The organism is Asticcacaulis sp., from assembly GCA_024707255.1.
Taxonomy (GTDB): Bacteria; Pseudomonadota; Alphaproteobacteria; order Caulobacterales; family Caulobacteraceae; genus Asticcacaulis.
On the sequence record JANQAC010000001.1, the window covers coordinates 1086380 to 1108229 of the forward strand.

Consider the following 21850-nt stretch of genomic DNA (forward strand, 5'->3'; position numbering starts at 1 on the left):
ACATGCCCGTTCAGCCGACACTTTCCGGCTTCCATGTCATCTGCGGATTGCGCCAATCGATCCCTTCCAGGAGATAGCCCAGTTGGGCTGGCGAGATACTGACACTGCCATCCTTGACGGCCGGCCAGATGAAACGGCCCCGGTCCAGACGCTTGTAAAACAGGCAGGCGCCTTGGCCATCGTGCCAGATGATTTTGATCTTGTCGCCCTGGCGGCCACGGAAGACAAACAGGTGCCCGCTCGATGGATCACGCTTCTGGCTCTCCTGGATCATCAGGGCCAAACCGTTATAGCCCTTTCGCATGTCGGTATGGCCCATCGCCAACCACACCCGAACACCGGCCGGAACCGGGATCATAGCCGTCTGGGCGACACCGCCGCCACCACGTCAGCAGCAAATCGAGCGCCGGCTGAGACCGGAATCCGGATCAACGATCCATCGGGCATAACGATCTCGACCATGCCCTTGGTACATCCACTTGCACGCTTCGGCGTCTTGGCCTCCGTGTCCTTGCCAGGACCTGAAAGGGCCGGCACCAAAGCCACGCCAGCCTCCGGCGTCACCGTGACCGCAACGAAATCTCCGGCAGCCTCATTCACACGTTCTGCCGCAAGGCCATCCCGCCAGCGATATATCTGGTGGTTTTGAAGGCCATGCCGCCGTGCTACGGCCGAAACACTGGCCTCTCCCGAAAACGCCTCGTCCACAATTTGACGCTTCTCTTGCCAACTCCAGGTCCGGCGCTGAACATATATCCCGCTTGTAGCCATCGACAAAACTTTCCAGCACCAGTGCCGGCACTACTGCCAGCACTACCTACAGGCAGATAACTGCGCGAAACAAAGGCGAATGAACAAGGCGGCCCTCGCCGGAGGCTTACGTCGCAGCGGCTGTAAACCCGCTCGATAACAGCAGCCACGCGCATGGCCTTTTCAACGCCCGGCAGGTCTGCGGGATCGTCCATGGCGGTGACTTTCAGCAGCATCCGGTCGGCAAACGCGCGCAGAAGCGTGCGGCGCTCGTCTGGGGTTAATTGCTCTTGTGCTGTGTTGTCATCCTGCGACATCCGGATAGGATGCACCGGGAATTTGACAGGGGGATAGATTGGGTAAATTAAAGCGGCAATCAGGCCGCTGAGAAACTACGCAATTGATAACGTGTCAGCGTAATTCGCCCCCCCCGGACGCTCGCAATCCCGCGTATGTCACCGTAATCCTGAATTGGCGCTTTTCCATAATTGCCGCATTTCATCTACCGTCCGGTTGCCGATACAGTATTTATCAGCGTCTGGACTATTCGCTGACAATGCAACAGTGCATTTATTAATACCGTCAGCATGAGAGACAATCCAATGGAATGCAGATACACTTCTCGTACTGTACCCTCCGGAATTATTGGAACTAGCGCCGCGATAAAATTTCTGATCTTCTCTGCCACGTTGGCGCATCGCTTTTGTCCGGTAAATGGACGCTGTCTCAAGGTTTTTATCTTTGCCCCTAAGCCCATAGACATAGAGAATGCTTAGCTCATATTGTGCCTGCCCGTCGTCCGCGGCAGCTCGGCTTTCAATGTCGGCGATTGGCCTTGTAAGCGCTGATACAATAACACCTTGAACCGCCTGATCGTAATCGGATTGAGTTGTAGCGCAACCCACCATCCAAGCACCAAGATAGATTGATGTGAACAATCCCAGTGCTGTTTTTCCGATGTTCATTTTTCTAGCCATTCTTTCGCAATTTTCGCAAGTTACGATGAAAGGATATCAATTACATTATTATTTTTAACAAAGAAGAAGATACCCCACCACCGCATCTAGCCGCTTCGCGTCGTCGTGCGGTCCCCCTCCCCACTAAAGGTGGGGAGGTATAAGGGAAGAATTACCTGCCTGAGTTTCAAGTTTGGGGTCTATATCTGGTGTGGGCAGGCCGATAAAAGATTACGGCGGCACAATAAAAAGCGCAGCCGCGATCAATCCTTGCCTTAAATCAGAAGCTCGATGGTGCCGAATCCGGCCCGTAATTCGTGCCTGAGGTTAGGCCCGGTGCGGGCGCCAGGCTGGAGGACGAGGCCGAGCTTTCGCTGCCCGAAGGCAGGATCTGCTTGGGAAATTTCAACAGGTCACGAACATCGGTTTCCAGATCGCCCGGCAGGCCCAGATCCTCGCGGATAAAGTGATACGCCTTGTTGCTGGTGCAGCTACAGACGCGCAGCTCGTTATTCTTATTGCGCCAGATAATCAGCGGATAGGCGATGGTGACCTTGCTGTTTCGCAAAAGCGGCGCCAGTTCGGTGATGAATTCGCGCGATGCCCAGACCACGCCCGACCGCGCCATGTCGTCATCAGCCACAGCAATGTTTTCCGCCTTCCAGCTCTCGACCGGCGTATTGCGCCATTGCTGGTAAAGCGGCCAGCTCCGGTTCAGCCACAGTTCGGCGATGGTGGAGCGCTCTTCCGGCGTCGACTGCTTCGTGGCGCCATTATCGGCCAGGGCGAAGGGCACGACACGGGTTTCGATTCCCCCGGCCTGGAGGCGCGGAAACTCGATCTCCTCATAGGCGCGGCAGGGCTGGCAGTTACGGAAGGTGACAAGATAGATCCAGCGCTTTGATACCGGCTGGGTGACGGCGGTGGTGACGCCCGAAGCGGGGCCGGTGGTCAGGACGGCCTTCTGAAAATCGGGTGAGACATAGTCGGCGCGATCGAGCAGGCTCTGGATGGCGGCGACATCGGCTGGCGCCGTGATGGTCACGGGGGCATAGCGCTGGAACTGGTCCCAGTAGAACCAGTAGCCCAGCCCGAACAGCGTCGGCAATATGACCACCAGGGCCATGGCCCACAACAGGACTTTTCGGCTCATCATCACCCCCGCAAGCCTCCCCAGGACGTTTGATCGGAACGGACTATAATCCTTAACGCACGTCCCGAAAACCCATCATGGTTAATATAAGAAATCCATGCAAAAGGGCTAAAAATCGCCTGTCTGGTGCGGTTTGCAGGGCTCAGCGCTGCAGGAACATGGCGATGAGTGCAAAAACCACACACAAAACCGTGGCAATCCACAGGCCGGCATAGGGGGCCATGGCCTTTGGCCGCCGGCGGTCTTCGCTGACCGGCGCGGCAGATACGGCTTCCTGACGAAGCGAATGGGACGAGGCGTCGGGCATGGCGGGAGTCATACAGAGACCCGCCCGCTTTGCCAAGCGCAATGCGCGGCGCCCTTGCCGGAAGCAACCGAAGCGGGTTACGGAAAGCAAGCATGACCCTGCATATTGTCGATGAACTGATCCATGAGCGCGCGCCGAAGCTGGTGCGATCGCCGGCATGGCCGGTGGTCAGGCCGGTGCTCTACACGGTTCTCGGACGCAACAAGGCCGTGCGCATGGCCAATGCCATTGCCGGCATGGCGGGGTCTGAGGCGCTCGCTTACGTCTCGAACCTGCTGTCGCTTGAGGTGGCGGCGCGCCACCTCGACCGGCTGCCCGAAAGCGGCCGCTGCCTCATGGTCTGCAATCACCCGACCGGCATCGCCGACGGCATCGCGGTCTATGACGCCATCCTGAGGCGCCGGCCGGACGCCATCTTCTTCGCCAATGCCGATGCGTTGCGCGTCAATCCGCGCTTTACCGAGGCGTTGATCCCGGTGGAATGGGTCGAAGCCAAGCGGACGCGCGAAAAGACACGCCTGACCCTGCAAGGGGCAAGGGACGCGTTCGAGCGTGAACGCTGCGTGGTGATGTTCCCGGCCGGACGGCTGGCGCGGCGCAACGCACAGGGCCAGTTGATCGATCCGCCCTGGGCGCCGACCGCCGTTTCGCTGGCGCAGAAATATGCCGCACCGATCGTGCCGGTGCATGTGGCCGGACCGGACAGCGTCTGGTTTCACCTGTTCAACCGCTTTTCGCAGGAACTGCGCGACATCACGCTCTTCCACGAATTGCTGAACAAGGCCGGCAAGCGCTTCGACCTGACCGTCGGGCCGCTGATCGATCCTCAGGCAGCAGGGCTGGAAACCGACCGCCTGAAAGCCTATGTCGAGTTGCAACTACCGGCCGCGCCGGATAAGGTTTTTCATGCCTGACGCTTTTGATCTCTCCCGCCCGCACAGCCTGTACCTGCCTGACGAAGCTGCCACCATAGCGCTGGGCGGGCGCATCGCGCCTTTGCTGAAAGCCGGTGATGTCATCTACCTGCTGGGTGAACTCGGCATGGGCAAGTCGTCCCTGGCGCGCGCGATCGTCCGTGCGCTGACAAATCCCGATCAGGACGTGCCCTCCCCCACCTTTACCCTGATGCAGACCTATGACGGACCCGGTTTCGAGATTGCCCATCTCGATCTTTACCGGCTGAAATCACCGGAAGAATCCTACGAACTGGCGCTCGACGATGCCCTGCCGCACAGCGTCCTGCTGATCGAATGGCCGCAGCGGCTGGGCTATTTGGGCTTTGAAGATCGTCTCGATATTAACCTGACAGAGGGCCGGGCAGGTGGCCGGCAGGTTGTCATGACTCCGCGGGGACGCTTCCGATGAGCGACCGCGAAACCCTGAAACAATCCTTCCTGGCCACCCACGACTTTGGGAATGCCGAGCGCCATGCCTTGCCGGGCGATGCCTCGACGCGTCGTTATGAACGCCTGGTCTGCCCGGATGGCCGCCGCTTCATGCTGATGGACCAGCCACCGAACGATGCCGTGCCTTGCGCCCCCGGCGATACGCCGGATGAACGGTGCGCCAAGGGCTATTATGCCCTGGCCCGGCTGTCGGGTGGGCGTCTGGAAGCCTTTGTAGCCGTGGCGCAGTATCTGCGGGCGCAAGGGCTTTCCGCGCCGGAAATCATTGCGGCCGATACCGCCAATGGCCTGCTGATCAGCGAGGATTTGGGCGACAGCCTGTTTGTCTCGCTGATCGAAAAGGGCGAGGCTGAGGCGCCGCTCTATCTCGCGGCCATCGAGGTCCAGGCGAAACTGCATGAAACTGCTCCACCCGATATTCTGGCGGGTGGCTGGCCGCTGCTGGTCTATGACGATCTGGCGCTGAAAACCGGCGCGGATGTCTTTACCGAATGGTATCCGCAATATGATCGCTCTACCGCGTTGACCGCGCAGGCCCTGACTGAGTGGGAATCCCTGTGGGCGCCGCGCCGCAAGCGCGCCGAGGCCGGGGCCAGCGTATTTATTCATCGTGACTTCCATGCCGAAAACCTGATCTGGCTGCCGGAACGCAAAGGCGTAGCGCGGGTTGGCCTGATCGATTTCCAGGATGCCCTGCGCGCCCATCCGTCATGGGATCTGCTCTCCCTGTTGCAGGACGCCCGGCGAAATGTCTCTCCGGCGCTGGAGGCGCAGTGCCTCGAACACTATTTCACCCTGCGTCCGCAGGTCGACCGGGTAGCATTCATGCGCGACTATACCGCCCTGGCGACGCTGAACGCCGCGCGCATTCTCGGTGTCTTTGCCCGTCTGGTGACGCGCGACAACAAGCCAAAATATGAAGCCTTTATCCCGCGCATGTGGGGCCATCTGAAACGCAATCTCGCCACCGAAGGCATGGAAGACCTGCGCGGCTGGTTTGTGCACAATGGATTTGGAGACCATCTGTGATCCCTGAAACCGCATTTATCCTTGCCGCCGGTCTGGGCACTCGTATGCGTCCGCTCACTGACGATCGCCCGAAGGCGCTGGTCGAGGTTGGCGGCCGCACCCTGATCGACCATATGCTCGATCGCCTGAGCGCGGCAGGCGCGAAGCGATTCGTGGTCAATGTCCATTATTTCGCCGACCGGCTGGAAGCGCATCTGCAGGCGCGAACCGATCTCGACATCCTTATTTCGGATGAGCGTGACGCCTTGCTGGAAACCGGCGGCGGCCTGAAAAAGGCGCGGCCCTTGCTGGGAGAGGCCCCCATCTGGGTCGCCAATATCGACAGCGTCTGGCGGGAAAGCGCGCCGGACGGCACGGCGCTCAAGGCCCTGTGCGATCAGTGGAACCCGGACGAGATGGATGCCACGCTTCTGGTTACCGCCATGGAGACCAGTCACGGTTTCGATGGGCCGGGCGACTTTTTCATGGAAGACGGTCGGCTGGCCTTCCGCAATGATGCAGCCTCGGCTCCGTGGAACTATATGGGTGTGCATATCACCAGACCGCAGATCGTCGACAGCGAACCGGAAGGCGCATTTTCCCTGTCGCGTATCTGGCGACGGCTGGCGTCTGAAGGCCGGCTGCACGGCACGGTTTTCACCGGCGAATGGATGCACGTCGGTGATCCGGCGGCGCGTGATTTCGCCGAGGCACGGCTCAAGGCATGAACGGGGCCGATATCTTCGCCCGACCAGGGCCGCGCTGGTTCACCATCCCGTCCGGACGCTGTTTCCTGGACGATCTGGCGCGCGGCATCTGCGAGGCCCTGGGTGACCGACTTTCGACCGCGCAAATCCTGACCCCGACGCGGCGCGGCGCGCGGGCCATGGCGCGGTCTTTCTCTCAGGCAGCGCGCAACGGCGCCCTACTCCTGCCGCAGATACGAGCCATCGGCGATCTTGATGAGGGCGAACCGCCGTTCGATCTCGAAGCCCTGGCGCTCGATCTGCCGCCGGCGCTTTCGCCCCTGCGCCGCCGCTTCGAACTGGCGCGCCTGATCACCACGGAATATGACGGGCTTGAGGGCAGAGATGTTTCGACGAAACTGGCGCTCGAACTGGCCGACAGCCTGGCCGGGTTTTTCGATTCGCTTGCCCTGGAAGAGATAGACGCCGCCGACCGGCTGGAGAGCCTCGTTTCCGGCCTGGGCGGCGACCAATACGTGCTGGAAAGCTGGGCCGAGCACTGGCAGATATCGGCCAAATTCCTCAATGTGGCGGTGCGCGCCTGGCCGAAACGTCTGGCCGAACTGGGCCTGATGGACCCCTCGCAGCGGCAGGTCACCCTGATCCGCCGGCTGGTTGATCAGTGGACGGATCATCCGCCGCAAACGCCGCTGATTCTGGCAGGCACGACCGGCTCGGCGCCATCCATGGCCGACCTGATGCACATCGTGGCCACCGCCGAACAGGGCGCTGTGGTGCTGCCAGGGCTCGACCTGCATCTGGATGAAGCGGTCTGGGCGCAGATCGAGGATTCGCACCCGCAGGGCACGATGAAGCGCGCGCTGGACCGTCACGGGATCACGCGGGACCAAGTCCATACCTGGCCGGCATCCATGGAGGCCGATCGCAAGGGCGATGCCCGCCGCCGCCTGCTCAATGAGGCCCTGCGTCCCGCCGAGGCCACGAAGGACTGGCTGGCCCAGATCGCCGTGCTCAAGGCCGAGGAAGGCGATACGCTCACCGAGGGCCTGAAGGGCCTGACCGAAATACATACGGCGCGCGACGAAGAGGCTGCCTCGGTCATTGCGCTGCTGATGCGCGAAGCCCTGGAAGAGGCCGGCAAGGTGGTGGCGCTGATCACGCCGGATATAGCCCTGTCGCGCCGGGTGGCCGCGCGTCTCTCGCGCTGGGGCCTGCAACCGGATTCCTCGGCGGGTGAGCCGCTGGCCAATACGCCGGTCGGGCGGTTCCTGCTGGATGTGCTGGCTCTGCTGGAGACGCCGCACGATCCGGTACGCCTGCTCAGCCTGTTAAATCACCCGTGGTGCCGCTTTGCCGATCATTTCGGTCGCTACGGGCTGGAAAAAGGCGCCTTGCGCGGCGCGGCCCCGGCCAGTATCGACAGCATAACCCACAGGCTGGTGACACCAAACCATGAGGGCCGTGTCGATGAGGCGGCCACGGATCTGTGGGAAAACTATCTGGCCCTGATCGAGCCGGCGCAGGACTATGCCTTCGCCGATCTGGGCCGCTCAGTGGGTCGCATCATCGCCCTGGCGGAAAGCCTGGCGTTGGAAGACGGCAGGTGCTGTGGTCCGGCGCGCCGGGTTTGCAGGCATCGGAACTGCTGGCCGAACTGATCCGCGAAAGCAGCGGTTTTCCGGTTTCCGGTGCGCGCGAGGTCGGCGATATCCTGCGCCACCTCATCAATCAGGGCAAGGTGCGCACCGGCGGCAACACCCATCCACGCCTGCTGATCCTGGGCGCCATCGAGGCGCGCCTGGTCAAGGCCGACCGGCTGATCCTGGCCGGGCTAGAAGAAGGGGTATGGCCGCAGGCGCCGGCGCTAGATCCGTTTCTGTCACGCCCCATGCGCCAGAGCCTGGGTCTGCCAACGCCTGAACGCCGCACGGGTCTTTCCGCACATGATTTTGTCCAGGCTGCCGCCGCGCCGGAAGTCTTTCTGATCAACCGCCACCGCCGCGAAGGCGAGCCGCAGGTGGCCTCGCGCTGGCTGTGGCGGCTGCAAACCCTGTGTGACGGCGCCGGTCTGAAAATCCCAACCGACGGGCGCTATCTTGACTGGGCGCGGGCGATGGATGCGGGCCTGCCGGATAAGCCGGCGCCCCTTAAAGCCGCTACTCGCCCCGCCCCGAAACCGCCTGTGGCTGTGCGGCCGATGTCGATGCCGGTGACGCAGGTCGAGGTGTTCGTGCGCGACCCCTACGCCATCTATGCGCGGCGGATTCTCGGCCTCAAGCCGATGGACCGCCCCAACGAACCGGTGGAGGCCCGCCAGCGCGGCACCGCCATCCACAAGAGCACTGGAACGCTTCGCCGAGACCGGCGTGCTGGGCGATGAGGGCGTGCGCCGGCTGACGGACATGCTGGAGGAGGAACTGACCACGACACATCTGTCACCGGCGCAGATGGCCCTGCAAAGGCCGCTCCTGCCGGGCATGGCGCGGGAATTTATCGCCTTCGAGACCGAACGACGCGCCGCCCGCCCGCGTCTGGTGATCGAGCAGCAGGGCGAACTAAAACTGGCCACGTCCTTGGGGGACTTTACCCTGACGGCCAAGGCCGACCGCATCGAGGTGCGTGACGACGGCGTCGATATTCTCGATTTCAAGACCGGTCAGCCGCCTTCGGCCAAGGCGGTGGCGGCGGGCTTTTACCCGCAACTGACCCTGACCGCCGCCATTATCCGCCACGGCGGTTTTGCAAGCATTGCCCAGGAAAAACCGATCGGCGAATTGCTCTATGTCCAGGTGACCCCGGACAGAACGGCCACGCGTAATGCCGTGCCCAAAGGCGAAATCGCCACCGACCTGGCCGAGAAGGCGCTCGACGGTTTGCGCCGCCGGCTGGAGGATTATGCCGATCCGGGCAAGCCCTATCTGTCATGGACCGCGCCGCAATACCAGAAGGTGCGTGGCGGGGATTACGATCATCTGGCGCGGCTCTACGAATGGAGCGTGCTGGGCGACGAGGAAACGTCCGACGAGGAGGTTTCGGAATGAACGCGCAAAACCCGAACGCCCAGAATATCGCCGCCGATCCGAAAGCCTCGGCCTTCCTGACCGCCAATGCCGGATCAGGCAAGACCTCCACGCTTGTGAACCGCGTGGCCCGTCTGCTGCTGAATGGCGCCGGGCCGGAGCGCATCCTCTGCGTCACCTACACCAAGGCCGCCGCCGCCGAAATGCAGGAGCGCCTGTTCGATCAACTCGGCAAGTGGGCGATCCGCAGCGATGACGACCTGAGTGCCGATCTGGAACGCATCGATGAGTCGCCGCACGACCTGGCCCGCGCGCGCGCCTTGTTCGCCAGGGCGCTGGAAACGCCCGGCGGTTTGAAAATCCAGACCCTGCATGGCTTCTGCGAAAAGCTGCTGCGCCGCTTTCCGCTGGAGGCCGGGCTTTCCCCTGCCTTTCAGGTGCTGGACGACCTGATCGGCGGCGAACTGGCAGCCAAGGCGTCCGCCGATCTATTGACCCTTGAGGCGGCGGAATTTAGCGTCACCACCGAAGCCCGTGACCGATTGATCCGTAAACTGAAGGTTTCCGGTTTCGAGCGGCTGCTGTCACAATTTATCCACCAGCATGATGATCTCAAGGCAGCGTTCGAGGCCCTGATGACGCGGCAAAAGAACTGGGCGCTCGGCATTTTCCAGAGCATGGGGCTGGAAGAGCTGACCTCACCGGATGAGGTTATTTCCGATTATGAAAACAGCCTCTACTGGCCAGGGATAGAAAACCTGGCGCGCTCCATGGCGACGACGGACGGCGCCTACAATCAGAAAACCGGCGCCAAACTGCTGGCCGTGATCGAGGCGCATAATGCCGGCCGTTTCGATATTCAAGACTGGTACAAGTGCTTCTATACCGACAAGGGCACCTTCAGCAGCCATACCTATTCCGGCAAGGCCAGCGAGGCGGACAAACAGGAACTGCATCGCCTTGCTGAGGCCGTGCCGGGGGTGATGGACCGCCAGCGTGCGGCGGAAATCGCCGGCAATACGCTCGATGCCCTGCTGCTCTTCCATGCCTTCAGCAACATCTATCAGAGCCGCAAAGCCGGCGAAGGCGCGCTTGATTTCCAGGATCTGATCAACAAGGCGAAAGACCTGTTGTCGCGCGGCAACATGGCAAGCTGGGTACTTTTCAAGCTCGATGGCGGGCTGGAACATATTCTCGTCGACGAGGCACAGGATACCTCGGAAGACCAGTGGGTGATCGTCAAATCCCTGGCCGAGGATTTCTTCAGCGGGCTTGGTCAGCTTGGGGGTCAGGTCAGAGACGCGCAGCTTCGCACGGTCTTTGCCGTGGGGGATGAAAAGCAGTCTATCTATGGCTTCCAGGGGGCGCGGCCGGACAAGTTCGCCGAAGCGCGCCAGTATTTCATCGGCCGGGCCGTCGCGGCGGGGCAAAGCCCGCGGGTGCCGGAACTGATCCTCTCCTATCGCACCCTCCCGGAAATCCTGGGTTTCGTCGATGCCGTATATGATGCGCAGGATCTCTCCCACGCCCTGACGCTCGATTATAACCACGTCATCACCCACGAAGCCTTCCGCCTGAAGGAAAAAGGACTGGTGGAACTGTGGCCGCAGGTCCAGCCGATCGACGCGCCAGAGACGACGGCGGATGATGTCGATATCGCCCCGGTCGATGCCGGGACGCGTGATCCGGCTGCGAAACGGCTGGCGCGACAACTGGCGGCGACCATCCGCAGCGAGATCGAGCAGGGCCGCGTCGTTTTCAACAAGAAAGGTGATGCGCGGCCGCTTCATGCCGGCGATGTGCTGATCCTGGTGCGCAAGCGCGACGCCCTGTTCGAGCATATCATCCGTGAACTGAAGATGGCCGGCGTGCCGGTTTCCGGCGCCGACCGGCTGAAGCTGGGAGACCATATCGCCTTCCAGGATCTGCGCGCCCTGATGCGCTTTTGTTTGCAGCCGAACGATAATCTCTCTCTGGCCTGCGTGCTGCGCTCGCCGTTATGCGACCTGAGCGAAGACGATCTCTACACCCTGGCGCAGGGCCGAGAAGGCACGCTGTGGGGACGCCTGCGCGATCATCCGGAGACGGAGGGCCGCTTTGCCGAGGCACGGGCCTTCCTGCACTGGGCGCTGGGAACAGCGCGTGATCAGACGGCATTCGATTTCCTGGCGCGCGTTCTTAATCGCCGCGATGGTGGGGGCCGCTCGATCAAGCAGCGTTTCCTGACGCGGCTGGGCGATGAGTGCGAGGATGTGCTGGAAGAAACCCTGGCCCTGGCGCTGAAGGGCGAAGGCATTGGGCTCAATGGTCTTTCCGCCTGCCTGGACCTGTTCGAGTTTCGGGCGGCACAGATCAAACGCGAACAGGAAGAAGGCGGCCGCAGCGTACGGGTTATGACCGTTCATGGCTCCAAGGGGTTGGAAGCGCCGTGGGTCATCCTGCCGATCGGACCGCAGCATACCAGCGCCAGCAAGGATGACCTATTGCTGCGTGGCGAGGATGGCGGCCTCTATCTCTGCGCCAATGGCCGCAAGGGCGATACCGCCGGCATCAGCGAAATCCGCGCGGCCAAATCCCTGAAGGACGAGCAGGAGGGCCTGCGCCTGCTTTACGTGGCCCTGACGCGCGCCCGCGACCGCCTGACGCTTTGCGGCTATGCCGGCAAGAAGACGCCGAAAGGCGTTGCCTTCGATCCCTGGTATGACCTGCTGTGCCATGCCTTCGATAAGCTGGAACACAGCGTGGAGGCCATGCCGCTGAAGGCACCCTTCGATGATCTGGAACAGGCAAACACCGCCGTGATCCGGCTCTATGGCCAGCGCTCGGCGACCTTAGCGGCCGAAGCCGCGATCACGCCGCCGGAGGTTATTTTGCCGGGTTTCGTGACCCGGATCGTGGCTCAGACCGAGGTCGATCTCGAGCGTGGGCGCGAGCGCTGGGCAGCGATTTCGCAGATGGGCGACGAGGACCGCGAAGACGAAGAACGTGCCCCCTCGCCGCTGGAATCGCAAAACGGCCTGGGTCGGTATCGCCGCGGCAACCTGATCCACAAGCTGTTTGAAATCCTGCCGGATATTGCCCCTGAAAAGCGCGATGAGATGGCGGCGCGCTATCTCGACCGCCAGCCAGATCTCAATGCCAGCCAGCGCCGTGAAATGGCCGGGGCGGTGATGGCCGTGCTGACTGATTCGCGCTTCGCCGAAGCCTTCGGACCGGATTCGCGTCCGGAAGTGGCCCTGGCCGGCAGTATCGGCAAATCCGTGCGAGGCGACGCCATCATGCTGTCCGGCCGCATCGACCGCCTGGTGGTGACGCCGGATCGCGTGGTGATCATCGATTACAAGTCCAATCGCCCGGCGCCTGATCGGGCTGAAGATGCCGCCATTGCCTATCAGCGGCAAATGGCCGGCTATGTCGCCCTGCTGCGCCAGATCTATCCGCAAAAGACTGTGGAAGCGGCCCTGCTATGGACCGACGGCCCCAAGCTGACGCCCTTAAGCGAGGCTTTAGTAAATCTCAGGCTTGATGAAATTCTCGTGCGTTGATTTCCGCCACCAATGCTCTTACATATTGGCTAATCGTTTGAAAGGAGCCGAATATGGCGACGCATAAAATTACCGACGAAAGCTTTGAAGCCGACGTTCTGAAGTCCGACACGCCGGTCCTGGTCGATTTCTGGGCCGAATGGTGCGGCCCCTGTAAGCAGATCGCGCCGATTCTCGAAGAACTGGCCGATGGCCTGGGCGGCAAGGTGAAGATCGCCAAGCTCAATATCGAGGATTCGCCGATGACCCCGTCGCGCTTCGGCGTGCGCGGCATCCCGACCATGATGCTGTTCAAGAACGGCCAAATGACCTCGATGAAGGTCGGCGCCATGCCCAAGGCGAAGCTGGTCGAATGGCTTGGCGAGAACGAAATCGCCTAAGCGCAACCCATCTTAAGATCAAAAAAGCCCGTTGCGTCCACGCAGCGGGTTTTTTTTGATCTGGACTCCGGCGATAGCGGTAGCGTGAGAGGATCACGGATATCTGTGTAATCTGTGGATACGCTTCTTGCCAGCGTTGGTGCGCGCGTGAACATCCATTTTTGATCCACAGATTACACAGATATTCAGGGCAACCACACGCTACCGCTATCGTCGGCAGAGGGAAATCAGGTCAACGTGGCCATGTGTCTTCCGAGAGCGCCAGGCAATCGCCCACCAGATAGAGCGAGCCGCAGATCAGTACCCGGACCAGCTCTGGCGGCAACGATTTGATGGCATCGAGAGGGCTTGCAGCCACGCTGGCTTCCAGGCCCTTGCCTTGCGCGGCGGTGGCCAATTCGGCCGGGGGGATGGCGGCCTCGCTGCTGAAACCGACACAGTGGATATGCGCCTCAAGGCCGGCGAAATGACCGAAGAATTCAACGGCATCCTTGGTATTGATCAGTCCACAGATGAGATGCAGCGGCTTCGGATCACGCGCCTGCTGGCGGTCGATAAAGTCGCGCAAGGCTCGTGCGGCATGGGGATTGTGCCCGCCGTCCAGCCACAGTTCGGACGCGGTGTTGCCGAGCGCCTCATACAAAGGGCCGGCCTTAAGCGCTTGCAGACGACCCGGCCATTGCGCGGTTTTCAGGCCGGTTTCGATAGCCTCCGTAGAAAGGCCCAGCATCAATGCGGCCTTGATGGCCAGTCCGGCGTTTTCGATCTGGTGCGCACCGGCCAGCGCCGGCAGCGGCAGGTCATACAGCGCATCCTCATCCTGGAAGATCAGCCGGTCGCCTTCACGCCAGGCGTCAATGCCCTGCCCCATGCTGGTGAGGGAAATGCTGTGTTTCAGCGCCTGCCATTCCAGTGCCTGGGCCGCTTCGTCCGGTTGGCGGGCGCTCAGGGCGGGTGTGCCGCTCTTGAAGATGCCCGCCTTCTGGCGCGCGATCGTCGCCAGATCATTGCCGAGGAAAGCCTGATGATCATAGTCGATAGGGGTGATGATCGTCAGTTTCGGATGGGCGATGATATTGGTGGCGTCGAGCCGGCCACCGAGACCGGTTTCCAGCAGGAGCAGGTCAGCGGGCGTTTCGGAAAAAGCTAGAAAGGCGGCGGCGGTGGTCGATTCGAAGAAAGTCAGGGGTTGCCCGGCATTGGCGGTTTCGACGCGGTTCAGGCAATAGGCCAGATAGTCCTCATCGATCAGGGTGCCGGCCAGACGGATGCGTTCGGCGAAATGCACCAGATGCGGCGAGGTATAGACATGAACGCGCAAGCCCTGCGCCTCGGCCATGGCGCGCAGCAAAGCGATGGTCGAGCCCTTGCCATTGGTGCCGGCGACATGAACAACCGGCGGCAGTCTGTCCTGCGGTCGGCCCAGCGCTTCGCAGACGCCCAGCATCCGGTCGAGATTGAGGTCGATCAGCTTGGGATGCAGGGCTTTCAGGCGCTCAAGCGGCGCGTCGAAGGGCAGTAGGCGGTCGGTCATGTCATACTTCCCCCTCGCCCCGTTTACGGGGAGAGGGTCGGGGTGAGGGGCTGCTAATCGGTAAGGTTGCCCCTCACCCGGCCCTTCGGGCCACCCTCTCCCCGTAAACGGGGCGAGGGGATATATCCGCCCATTAGCACCTCAATCGGATTCAGGGGAGAGGTTTTGCTGCGTCCTTATCCGGTCGGCGGATCAGCCAGAAAATAATCGCACCACTGATAAGATAAAACAGCATGAACCAGCCATTTGCATGCCAGTCTTTCATCTCTGCTACCCTATCTTGCAATTGCGTGAAAAGTGGTTGTCTTGCGTCATCAACACTACTTGACCATGCCTCACCCAACCAGACCCCTATTGGAAATCCGATTAAAACAGCCGTTGCAAGATTGGACAACAAGCCTGTCCAACCAATTTTCTGCAAGAGGGCCTGAATGGGTAGACCAAACGTCAGAGAGGGAATACCCCAACCGATAGTACATAAATATAGGTTAGCAGGGCTCAACGCATAAAAGCTGGGCGTCCGATGCAGAAACAACCCGTCAACAATGCCTTTTAACAGACACATGCTAAGAACACCCCCGACCACTGAAGCGACAGCGACAAATGTCGATTTTGTCAGTCGCCCAAATACTCTGGTGGTAATTTCAAAAATCTCATAGCCTTCCATGGTTCCCCCCGTCACCACGCAAAGAATAACTTACGGGTCCAAGGTCGTTATGACCCTGGCTAAGCCGCCTTACGCTTGCCGCTCATCAGCATCGACATCAGCGCACCCAGCACTTCCGGCAGTTCGGAACGCGGGACGACCCGATCGACCATGCCTTTTTCCACCAGGAATTCCGAGCGCTGGAAACCTTCCGGCAGCTTTTCACGGATGGTGGTCTCGATCACGCGCGGGCCGGCAAAGCAGATCAACGCGCCGGGTTCAGCCAGGTGGATATCACCCAGCATGGCGTAGGAGGCCGTGACGCCGCCGGTGGTCGGGTCGGTCAGGACCACGAGATAGGGCAGTTGCGCCTTCTTCAGTTCCTGAATGGCCAGGGTCGTGCGGGCCATCTGCATCAGCGACAGAGCGCCTTCCTGCATCCGGGCGCCGCCGGCAGCGGTGAAGACGACCAGCGGCACCTGGCGCTCCACGGCGGCCTTGGCGGCGGCGATAAAGCCTTCACCGGCGGCCATGCCGAGCGAACCGCCCATGAAGGCGAAATCCTGAACGAGCACAATACAATCGACGCCCTGAACCTTGCCATAGCCAATCGCCATGACGTCGCGCTCGCCGGTGGCGTTGCGGGCGGCCTTCAGGCGGTCCTTGTAGGGCTTGCCATCAGAGAAATGCAGCGGATCTTCGACCACTTCCGGTGTCGGCAGGCTCTCGAACTGGCCGTCATCGAAGGTGAATTTCATGCGCGCCTTGGGGCCAATGCGCATGTGGCGACCGGACGGCGTCACCCACAGGGCGGCTTCCAGGTCGGAGCGGTAGATCATGTCGCCGGTATCGGGGTCTTTCACCCAAAGGTTTTCCGGCGTTTCGCGTTTGCTGCCGACGAAATTGGAGATGCCGGGGGCGATCTTGGACAGCCAGCCGCCCCGTTCGCGGCGCTCGGCGGATTTTGCGGCGGGGGGCAATTTGGGGCCCTTGTCGGACTTGTCAGCCATAGCCATACGTCATCTTACTCCGGTTACACCTGTGTTGCCGTTTTGGGCCGCCAGCCGAGCAGAATGGACAGCGTCTGCCAAAATGGCGGCCTTTTCCAGCACATTCGTGCGGTTCGGGTTATTTTCTGGTAAATTTTTCGTTTGCGCCAATGCCGCGATCTCGTCCACCAAGGCCGAGCCGACAACGGCGGCGTCGGCAATGCGGGCCACGCTGGCCGCGCTTTCCGGCGTGCGGATACCGAAGCCCACAGCCACCGGCAAGTTGGCGGCTTCGCGCACCCTGGCCACCTGGTCGGCGATGGCGTCGGCATCGACCGCCTTGACGCCGGTGACGCCGGCGACCGAAACATAATAGATGAAGCCGCGCGTGCGCCGGACAATGGTTTGCAGGCGGCTGGCGTCGGTGGTTGGGGTCGCCAGGCGGATCAGGGCGATATCGTTGGCATCGAGCGCATCGGTCAGCTCTTCGGCCTCTTCCGGGGGGCAGTCCACAACAATGAGTCCGTCGGCGCCGGCTTCCGAAGCCGTCCGGGCAAAACGCTCATAGCCGAGGAATTCGACCGGGTTCATATAGCCCATCAGGATGATCGGCGTGTCCTGGTCGGTCTCGCGGAAACGCTTCACCAGCATGAAGACATCACGCAGCTTGGTGCCGGCGGCGAGGCTGCGTTCGGCGGCGCGCTGGATGGTCGGCCCTTCGGCCATCGGGTCGGAGAAGGGGAAGCCCAGTTCGATGATATCGGCGCCCGCCGCGGGCAGGCCCTTCAGGATTTCAAACGTGGTTTCCGAGGTCCGGGTCGCCGGCCATGATATAGGCGATGAAGGCGGATGTGTTTTGCGCTTTCAGGTCGGCGAAGCGCTTGTCGATACGGGCCACACTCATGACAACAGACTCGCTCCCGCTTCACCCATGTGCTTGGCGACCGTGGCGATATCCTTGTCGCCGCGGCCGGAGAGATTAAGCACCACGATCCCACCCTTGCCGACTTCCTTCGCCAGTTCGCCGACACGCGCGATGGCGTGCGACGATTCCAGTGCCGGAATGATGCCTTCCAGTTTGCAGGTGAGCGCAAACGCGGCGAGCGCCTCCTCGTCAGTGGTGGTCACGTACTTGGCGCGGCCGATATCGAAGAGGTAGGCGTGTTCCGGCCCGATGCCCGGATAGTCGAGGCCGGCCGAGATTGAATGGCCTTCGAGGATCTGGCCGTCGTCGTCCTGGAGCAGATAGGTGCGGTTGCCGTGCAGCACGCCGGGGCGGCCGCCATTCAGCGAAGAGGCGTGGCCGTTATAGACGTCGAGGCCGTGGCCCGCCGCTTCCACGCCGACCAGCTTGACGGTGTCGTAGTCAATGAAGGGATGGAACATGCCGATGGCATTCGATCCGCCGCCGACGCAGGCGATCACGGCATCCGGCAGACGGCCTTCTCTTTCGAGGATTTGCGTGCGGGTTTCCTTACCGATCACGGTCTGGAATTCGCGCACCATCTCCGGATAGGGATGCATCCCGGCGGCGGTGCCGATCATGTAATAGGTATCGTGGACATTCGTCACCCAGTCGCGCAGGGCCTCATTCATGGCGTCCTTCAAGGTGCCCTGGCCATTGGTGACCGGGGAAACCGTGGTGCCCAGAAGCTGCATCCGGAAGACGTTCGGCTTTTGCCGCTCCACATCCGTGGCGCCCATATAGACGGTGCAGGGCAAATCAAAGCGGGCGCAGACCGTGGCCGAGGCGACGCCATGCTGGCCGGCGCCGGTTTCGGCGATGATGCGCGTGCGGCCCATGCGCTTTGCCAGCAAAATCTGGCCGATGCAGTTGTTGATCTTGTGCGCGCCGGTGTGGTTCAGTTCTTCGCGCTTGAAATAGATCTTGGCGCCGCCAAAATGCTCGGTCATGCGCTCGGCGAAATAGAGCGGCGACGGCCGGCCGACGAAGTGCGTCATCAGGCTGTGATATTCGGCCCAGAAACTTTCGTCATTCTTGGCGTCATGCCAGGCTTGCGTCAGTTCCAAAACCAGCGGCATCAGGGTTTCGGGGACATAAAGTCCGCCGAACTGGCCAAACCGGCCTCGGGCGTCCGGCTGGCTGTAGCTGTTTCTTAGAACGGGATCGCTCACCGTGAGAATTCCTTTAAGTTTAAGGTTGGGAGCCCGCTTATAGCGACTTTGCCGCTTTTAGGAAGCCCGAAATCAGCGCATTGTCCTTCACGCCGGGCGCGGATTCGACACCGGACGAGATATCCAGCATTGGCGCACCGGACTCTTTTACGGCGGCGCCGATGGTTTCGGATGACAGCCCGCCGGCCAAAAACCAGGGTTTGACTGCGGCGTGATGACGCATGAGCGTCCAGTCAAAGCTCAGGCCCAGGCCGCCCGGCAGGTCCGCAGTCTTCGGCGGCTTGGCGTCGAACATCATATATTCGACATATGGCTCATAGAGGGGCGCCTCATCGAGGTCGCTTTTTTCGCTGACACTGATTGCCTTGATCAGGGGCAAATGGGTTAACGCGGCGATCTCGGCCACGCGCTGCGGCGTCTCCTTGCCGTGGAGCTGGATCAAGTCGGGCTTTACCTCGTCCCGGAGCGTTTCCAGCAGGTCATTTTCCGGATTGACGACAACGCTGACAAGCGGAATGGTAGCGTTAACGCTGCGAATCGCCAGGATCAGGTCTTTCATGGCGTTGAGCGTCAAATGGCGCGGACTTTTGGCGAAATGGATGAAGCCCAAAAAGTCAGCGCTGTCATTGATCGCGGCGATTGCCGCATCCATTGTCCGAATTCCGCAAATTTTTACCGCAGTCGGCATAAAAAGACCTCGATTTGGTGTTGTTTTGGACAGATGCTTTAGTAAAAATCAAGATTTGGAAGTTAATTTCCAAACTTAATTAAGCCGGCCCACAAAAATAAAAAGGCCGGGTATAAAAATAAGAAGATAGGGCAAGGAAATTATGACGGATTACGTGTTGCTGAGTGATATCAGTAATGGCAGCTATCTTAAGCTGGCCATGGCGCGGCGCGGCGAACGCCCGCGGGAATCGACTCATTACGCCTGTAACAGTCTTGAAAGCTACAAGACAGCTATTTCCGACTTTCTGGAAGCGCAGGACAAGCCGCGACTGGCTGGCGCGGCCATTTCGGCGGCGGGCTGGGAACGCGGCGGGGTCATTCAGCTTCCCAATCATGGCTTTTCGATCGACCGTGCCGACATGCGCGGTTTTCTCGATACCCCGCGCATCAACCTGGTCAATGATTTCGTCGCCAAGGCCCTGGCCATTCCGCGCCTGCATGGCAATGAATGTGAAAAAAATCTGCGGTGGCGATGCCGTGGAAGAACAGGTTATCGCCGTGATCGGTCCGCACAACGGCCTGGGCATGTCGGCTCTGGTGCCGGACGGCATGGGCGGCTGGACGGCCATGCCGACTGAAGGCGGCCATTCCGACCTGGCCCCCACCTCGGATATCGAGGAAGCGGTGCTGCGCGTGCTGATCGACAAGTACGGCCATGTGTCACGCGAGCGCGTGATCTCCATTCCCGGCGTGGCCGATATCTGGGCCGCACTGGCACAGATTGAAGGCGATGACGCCAGGGCGCCATCCATCGAGGAAATCATCGCCCTCGCCTCGACCGGCGATCCGCGCGGCAAACAGGCGATCGACCTGAGCATGGGCTGGTTCGCCGCCATGGCCTCGGACGTGGCCCTGATCCTGGGGGCGCGCGGGGGCGTCTATCTGGCCGGCGACCTGCTCGACATGATCGGCGACCTGTTCGATGTGGACGCCTTTGTCCGGCGCTACAGTGACAAGGGCCGCCTGAGCAATTATGTGTCTGAGATTCCGGTCTACCGGACCCTGGCGCCGGATATGGAAATCATCGGCCTGGCGACCCTGTTCGACTGACGCCTAACAGTCCATTCCGGCCCACCAGGAAATGGGTCACTGCCAGATATTTCGGCTCTTCATTCATCTGATTTGAGAGTGTCTCAACACCGCGCTCGCGGGAATAGCTGAAATGAAGGTAGGTATCCCCCTTCTCGGTTACGGAAATAAGCCAAACCTTGTGATCGCCCCCAGTCAGAATTTGAAGGACATGAAAATGTGCCGCCCCTAAATCCCAATTTGACGGCAAATCGCCCATGCTTGGTACAGCAATGGCGTGTCCCGTTATTGAGGCACATAAAAGGCGTTTGGTAGAGCAGTCGGTATATTGGCCACCCTGATCACCACGCTCTTTTATATTGGCGGTTCCCTGATATGAAACGTGCTGTGCAACAGGATCAAAAACTATGAATCGATCGCCAGTATGGCTGACATAGACAATAGGTTTGGCCTCAAAGGCGAAAGTACTGCCCGCCAATAGCCAAAGTCCGAAAATCGAAGCCAGAACAGCATATTTCATCCTTTCCCTCCGCAGGATTCACGGATCACCAGTTGCGTCGGGATGCGCGTCATCTCGACCGGCTCATTATCAATCAGCGCCGCCAGGGTATCGACCAGCACCCGCGCGGCGGTGGTGGTATCCTGGCGCACGGTCGAGAGCGTCGGGTTGATGCAGGTGCAGGCCCACAAGTCATCGAAGCCCATGACGGATACGTCCTTCGGCACGTTCAGCCCTTGCTTTTGCAGGGACTGGATGGCGCCGATGGCCAGCAGGTCGGTCACGGCGAAGACGGCATCGAACGCCACGCCCTCATCGAGCAGGCGATCGATCGCCGCTGCCCCTTCCTCGCGCGAGATAAAGCAGTCGATCGCCAGCCCGGGATCCGGCGTCAGGCCAGCCTCGGCATGAGCACGCTGATAGCCCTTGTAGCGCTCGAAAAATTCCGAATGCGCTTCGGACGCCTCACCGAGAAAGACAATGCGCTTACGCCCCAGCTTGATCAGGTGCGCCACCGCCTCGTGCGCGCCCTCCTCATTCTGCGATCCGATGAACAGGTTGGGCGTTTCCGGCATGACCGGCCCGAAGACCACCCATGGCTCACCGACCTTGGCCAGCACCGCCACCTTGCGCAGATAGGATCTCGAAATCGCGGTAGCCCAGGAAGATGATGCCGTCGGCACGGCGCGAAAAGCCGTAATCGGCGCCCCAGTCGGCATCGGCCTTTTGCAACGACATCAGCACGTCGACGCCCTTGGCATTGGCGTAGTCGAGGATTGAACCGATCAGCGGCAGGAAGAAGGGATTGATGCGGTTATCGGAATGGTCGAGGTCTTCGGATACCAGCACGGCGATGGTGTTGATCTTTTTCGAGCGCAGCTTCCGCGCATTGATATCGACCGTATAGTTGAGCTGCGCAGCCGCATCGAAGACGCGCTGGCGCACCGCCTCGCTGACCGACGACGCACCGGAAAGCGCCCGTGATACGGTGGCCTGGGAGACGCCGGCAAGCGCCGCGATATCGAAGGAGGTGGGGCGTTTCATCGTGATCTTTGT

At 60.9% G+C, this 21850-nt stretch carries 24 protein-coding genes and 1 pseudogene; 11 read left to right on the forward strand and 14 right to left on the reverse strand.

The genetic code is table 11. The annotated features are described in order from the left end of the window. Positions 1–10: 10 nt before the first annotated feature. The 5 genes from tnpB to NVV72_05250 all read right to left on the reverse strand — a co-directional run bounded on the left by tnpB (position 11) and on the right by NVV72_05250 (position 3166). Positions 11–358 carry an IS66 family insertion sequence element accessory protein TnpB gene (gene tnpB / locus NVV72_05230; GenBank protein MCR6658764.1) on the reverse strand — a complete coding sequence of 116 codons (348 nt, stop codon included), beginning with the start codon at positions 356–358 and terminating at the stop codon, positions 11–13. Continuing rightward, positions 355–771, reverse strand: coding sequence for a transposase (locus NVV72_05235; GenBank protein MCR6658765.1), 417 nt, complete (start codon positions 769–771; stop codon positions 355–357). The genes tnpB and NVV72_05235 overlap by 4 nt, the downstream gene beginning before the upstream one ends. A gap of 434 nt (positions 772–1205) precedes the next feature. After that, positions 1206–1727, reverse strand: a complete 522-nt coding sequence (locus tag NVV72_05240) for a hypothetical protein (protein MCR6658766.1) — start codon at positions 1725–1727, stop codon at positions 1206–1208. A 259-nt stretch (positions 1728–1986) separates the two neighbouring features. Further along, positions 1987–2859, reverse strand: a complete 873-nt coding sequence (locus tag NVV72_05245) for a hypothetical protein (GenBank protein ID MCR6658767.1) — start codon at positions 2857–2859, stop codon at positions 1987–1989. Positions 2860–3001: 142 nt separating this feature from the next. After that, complete coding sequence (locus tag NVV72_05250; protein MCR6658768.1) at positions 3002–3166, reverse strand: hypothetical protein; 165 nt, start codon at positions 3164–3166, stop codon at positions 3002–3004. Between the two features lie 92 nt (positions 3167–3258). Here NVV72_05250 and NVV72_05255 point away from each other — a divergent pair, with 92 nt between their 5' ends. The 9 genes from NVV72_05255 to trxA are packed head-to-tail and all read left to right on the forward strand — an operon-like array spanning position 3259 to position 13232. Further along, the gene (locus NVV72_05255; GenBank protein ID MCR6658769.1) at positions 3259–4080 is read left to right on the forward strand and encodes a 1-acyl-sn-glycerol-3-phosphate acyltransferase; all 822 of its coding nucleotides are present in this window, start codon (positions 3259–3261) and stop codon (positions 4078–4080) included. Continuing rightward, entirely contained in the window at positions 4073–4531 is a 459-nt protein-coding gene (gene tsaE / locus NVV72_05260) for a tRNA (adenosine(37)-N6)-threonylcarbamoyltransferase complex ATPase subunit type 1 TsaE (protein MCR6658770.1), read from the forward strand. The genes NVV72_05255 and tsaE overlap by 8 nt, the downstream gene beginning before the upstream one ends. Then, the gene (locus NVV72_05265; protein ID MCR6658771.1) at positions 4528–5601 is read left to right on the forward strand and encodes a phosphotransferase; all 1074 of its coding nucleotides are present in this window, start codon (positions 4528–4530) and stop codon (positions 5599–5601) included. The genes tsaE and NVV72_05265 overlap by 4 nt, the downstream gene beginning before the upstream one ends. Beyond that, positions 5598–6308 (forward strand): nucleotidyltransferase family protein, encoded by a 711-nt coding sequence (locus NVV72_05270; GenBank protein MCR6658772.1) that lies wholly within the window; start codon positions 5598–5600, stop codon positions 6306–6308. Before NVV72_05265 ends, NVV72_05270 begins: the two co-directional genes overlap by 4 nt. Beyond that, on the forward strand, positions 6305–7945 hold the full coding sequence (locus NVV72_05275; GenBank protein MCR6658773.1) for a hypothetical protein: 1641 nt from the start codon (positions 6305–6307) through the stop codon (positions 7943–7945). Before NVV72_05270 ends, NVV72_05275 begins: the two co-directional genes overlap by 4 nt. Then, positions 7891–8667, forward strand: coding sequence for a hypothetical protein (locus NVV72_05280; protein ID MCR6658774.1), 777 nt, complete (start codon positions 7891–7893; stop codon positions 8665–8667). Before NVV72_05275 ends, NVV72_05280 begins: the two co-directional genes overlap by 55 nt. After that, the gene (locus NVV72_05285) at positions 8654–9328 is read left to right on the forward strand and encodes a PD-(D/E)XK nuclease family protein (GenBank protein ID MCR6658775.1); all 675 of its coding nucleotides are present in this window, start codon (positions 8654–8656) and stop codon (positions 9326–9328) included. Before NVV72_05280 ends, NVV72_05285 begins: the two co-directional genes overlap by 14 nt. Continuing rightward, positions 9325–12852 carry a double-strand break repair helicase AddA gene (gene addA / locus NVV72_05290; protein MCR6658776.1) on the forward strand — a complete coding sequence of 1176 codons (3528 nt, stop codon included), beginning with the start codon at positions 9325–9327 and terminating at the stop codon, positions 12850–12852. The genes NVV72_05285 and addA overlap by 4 nt, the downstream gene beginning before the upstream one ends. 53 nt (positions 12853–12905) lie before the next feature. Next, complete coding sequence (gene trxA / locus NVV72_05295) at positions 12906–13232, forward strand: thioredoxin (GenBank protein ID MCR6658777.1); 327 nt, start codon at positions 12906–12908, stop codon at positions 13230–13232. A gap of 232 nt (positions 13233–13464) precedes the next feature. On the opposite strand, the gene NVV72_05300 is transcribed toward trxA, so the two are convergent. From NVV72_05300 to NVV72_05325, 6 genes and pseudogenes are all read right to left on the reverse strand, one after another. Then, a complete protein-coding gene (locus tag NVV72_05300) occupies positions 13465–14766 on the reverse strand; it encodes a bifunctional folylpolyglutamate synthase/dihydrofolate synthase (GenBank protein MCR6658778.1) in 1302 nt (433 codons plus the stop codon). Between the two features lie 151 nt (positions 14767–14917). Then, positions 14918–15433 carry a hypothetical protein gene (locus NVV72_05305; protein MCR6658779.1) on the reverse strand — a complete coding sequence of 172 codons (516 nt, stop codon included), beginning with the start codon at positions 15431–15433 and terminating at the stop codon, positions 14918–14920. 59 nt (positions 15434–15492) lie between these two features. Then, positions 15493–16428, reverse strand: coding sequence for an acetyl-CoA carboxylase carboxyl transferase subunit beta (locus tag NVV72_05310; GenBank protein ID MCR6658780.1), 936 nt, complete (start codon positions 16426–16428; stop codon positions 15493–15495). A gap of 3 nt (positions 16429–16431) precedes the next feature. After that, positions 16432–17305 (reverse strand): annotated as a pseudogene (gene trpA / locus NVV72_05315) (tryptophan synthase subunit alpha). Next, a complete protein-coding gene (gene trpB, locus NVV72_05320; protein MCR6658781.1) occupies positions 17302–18537 on the reverse strand; it encodes a tryptophan synthase subunit beta in 1236 nt (411 codons plus the stop codon). The pseudogene trpA and the gene trpB overlap by 4 nt, the downstream one beginning before the upstream one ends. A gap of 37 nt (positions 18538–18574) precedes the next feature. Then, a complete protein-coding gene (locus tag NVV72_05325; protein ID MCR6658782.1) occupies positions 18575–19225 on the reverse strand; it encodes a phosphoribosylanthranilate isomerase in 651 nt (216 codons plus the stop codon). A gap of 142 nt (positions 19226–19367) precedes the next feature. On the opposite strand from NVV72_05325, the gene NVV72_05330 reads away from it, so the two are divergent. After that, entirely contained in the window at positions 19368–19844 is a 477-nt protein-coding gene (locus NVV72_05330) for a glucokinase (protein MCR6658783.1), read from the forward strand. Next, positions 19744–20316, forward strand: coding sequence for a glucokinase (locus NVV72_05335; protein ID MCR6658784.1), 573 nt, complete (start codon positions 19744–19746; stop codon positions 20314–20316). Before NVV72_05330 ends, NVV72_05335 begins: the two co-directional genes overlap by 101 nt. On the opposite strand, the gene NVV72_05340 is transcribed toward NVV72_05335, so the two are convergent. From NVV72_05340 to NVV72_05350, 3 genes are read right to left on the reverse strand one after another with little or no spacing between them, the layout of a single operon-like run. Further along, positions 20288–20815 carry a hypothetical protein gene (locus NVV72_05340; protein MCR6658785.1) on the reverse strand — a complete coding sequence of 176 codons (528 nt, stop codon included), beginning with the start codon at positions 20813–20815 and terminating at the stop codon, positions 20288–20290. The two genes, NVV72_05335 and NVV72_05340, sit on opposite strands and share 29 nt — an antisense overlap. Beyond that, the gene (locus tag NVV72_05345; GenBank protein MCR6658786.1) at positions 20812–21477 is read right to left on the reverse strand and encodes a substrate-binding domain-containing protein; all 666 of its coding nucleotides are present in this window, start codon (positions 21475–21477) and stop codon (positions 20812–20814) included. The genes NVV72_05340 and NVV72_05345 overlap by 4 nt, the downstream gene beginning before the upstream one ends. Continuing rightward, positions 21395–21838, reverse strand: coding sequence for a LacI family transcriptional regulator (locus tag NVV72_05350; protein MCR6658787.1), 444 nt, complete (start codon positions 21836–21838; stop codon positions 21395–21397). The genes NVV72_05345 and NVV72_05350 overlap by 83 nt, the downstream gene beginning before the upstream one ends. Positions 21839–21850: the final 12 nt, after the last annotated feature.

Excerpts from the sequence above, each read along its gene's own strand:
- tnpB (MCR6658764.1), bottom strand. The coding sequence starts at position 358 with ATGATCCCGGTTCCGGCCGGTGTTCGGGTGTGGTTGGCGATGGGCCAT.
- NVV72_05235 (MCR6658765.1), bottom strand. The coding sequence starts at position 771 with ATGGCTACAAGCGGGATATATGTTCAGCGCCGGACCTGGAGTTGGCAA.
- NVV72_05240 (MCR6658766.1), bottom strand. The coding sequence starts at position 1,727 with ATGGCTAGAAAAATGAACATCGGAAAAACAGCACTGGGATTGTTCACA.
- NVV72_05245 (MCR6658767.1), bottom strand. The coding sequence starts at position 2,859 with ATGAGCCGAAAAGTCCTGTTGTGGGCCATGGCCCTGGTGGTCATATTG.
- NVV72_05250 (MCR6658768.1), bottom strand. The coding sequence starts at position 3,166 with ATGCCCGACGCCTCGTCCCATTCGCTTCGTCAGGAAGCCGTATCTGCC.
- NVV72_05255 (MCR6658769.1), top strand. The coding sequence starts at position 3,259 with ATGACCCTGCATATTGTCGATGAACTGATCCATGAGCGCGCGCCGAAG.
- tsaE (MCR6658770.1), top strand. The coding sequence starts at position 4,073 with ATGCCTGACGCTTTTGATCTCTCCCGCCCGCACAGCCTGTACCTGCCT.
- NVV72_05265 (MCR6658771.1), top strand. The coding sequence starts at position 4,528 with ATGAGCGACCGCGAAACCCTGAAACAATCCTTCCTGGCCACCCACGAC.
- NVV72_05275 (MCR6658773.1), top strand. The coding sequence starts at position 6,305 with ATGAACGGGGCCGATATCTTCGCCCGACCAGGGCCGCGCTGGTTCACC.
- addA (MCR6658776.1), top strand. The coding sequence starts at position 9,325 with ATGAACGCGCAAAACCCGAACGCCCAGAATATCGCCGCCGATCCGAAA.
- trxA (MCR6658777.1), top strand. The coding sequence starts at position 12,906 with ATGGCGACGCATAAAATTACCGACGAAAGCTTTGAAGCCGACGTTCTG.
- NVV72_05300 (MCR6658778.1), bottom strand. The coding sequence starts at position 14,766 with ATGACCGACCGCCTACTGCCCTTCGACGCGCCGCTTGAGCGCCTGAAA.
- NVV72_05305 (MCR6658779.1), bottom strand. The coding sequence starts at position 15,433 with ATGGAAGGCTATGAGATTTTTGAAATTACCACCAGAGTATTTGGGCGA.
- NVV72_05310 (MCR6658780.1), bottom strand. The coding sequence starts at position 16,428 with ATGGCTATGGCTGACAAGTCCGACAAGGGCCCCAAATTGCCCCCCGCC.
- NVV72_05325 (MCR6658782.1), bottom strand. The coding sequence starts at position 19,225 with ATGCCGACTGCGGTAAAAATTTGCGGAATTCGGACAATGGATGCGGCA.
- NVV72_05330 (MCR6658783.1), top strand. The coding sequence starts at position 19,368 with ATGACGGATTACGTGTTGCTGAGTGATATCAGTAATGGCAGCTATCTT.
- NVV72_05340 (MCR6658785.1), bottom strand. The coding sequence starts at position 20,815 with ATGAAATATGCTGTTCTGGCTTCGATTTTCGGACTTTGGCTATTGGCG.
- NVV72_05350 (MCR6658787.1), bottom strand. The coding sequence starts at position 21,838 with ATGAAACGCCCCACCTCCTTCGATATCGCGGCGCTTGCCGGCGTCTCC.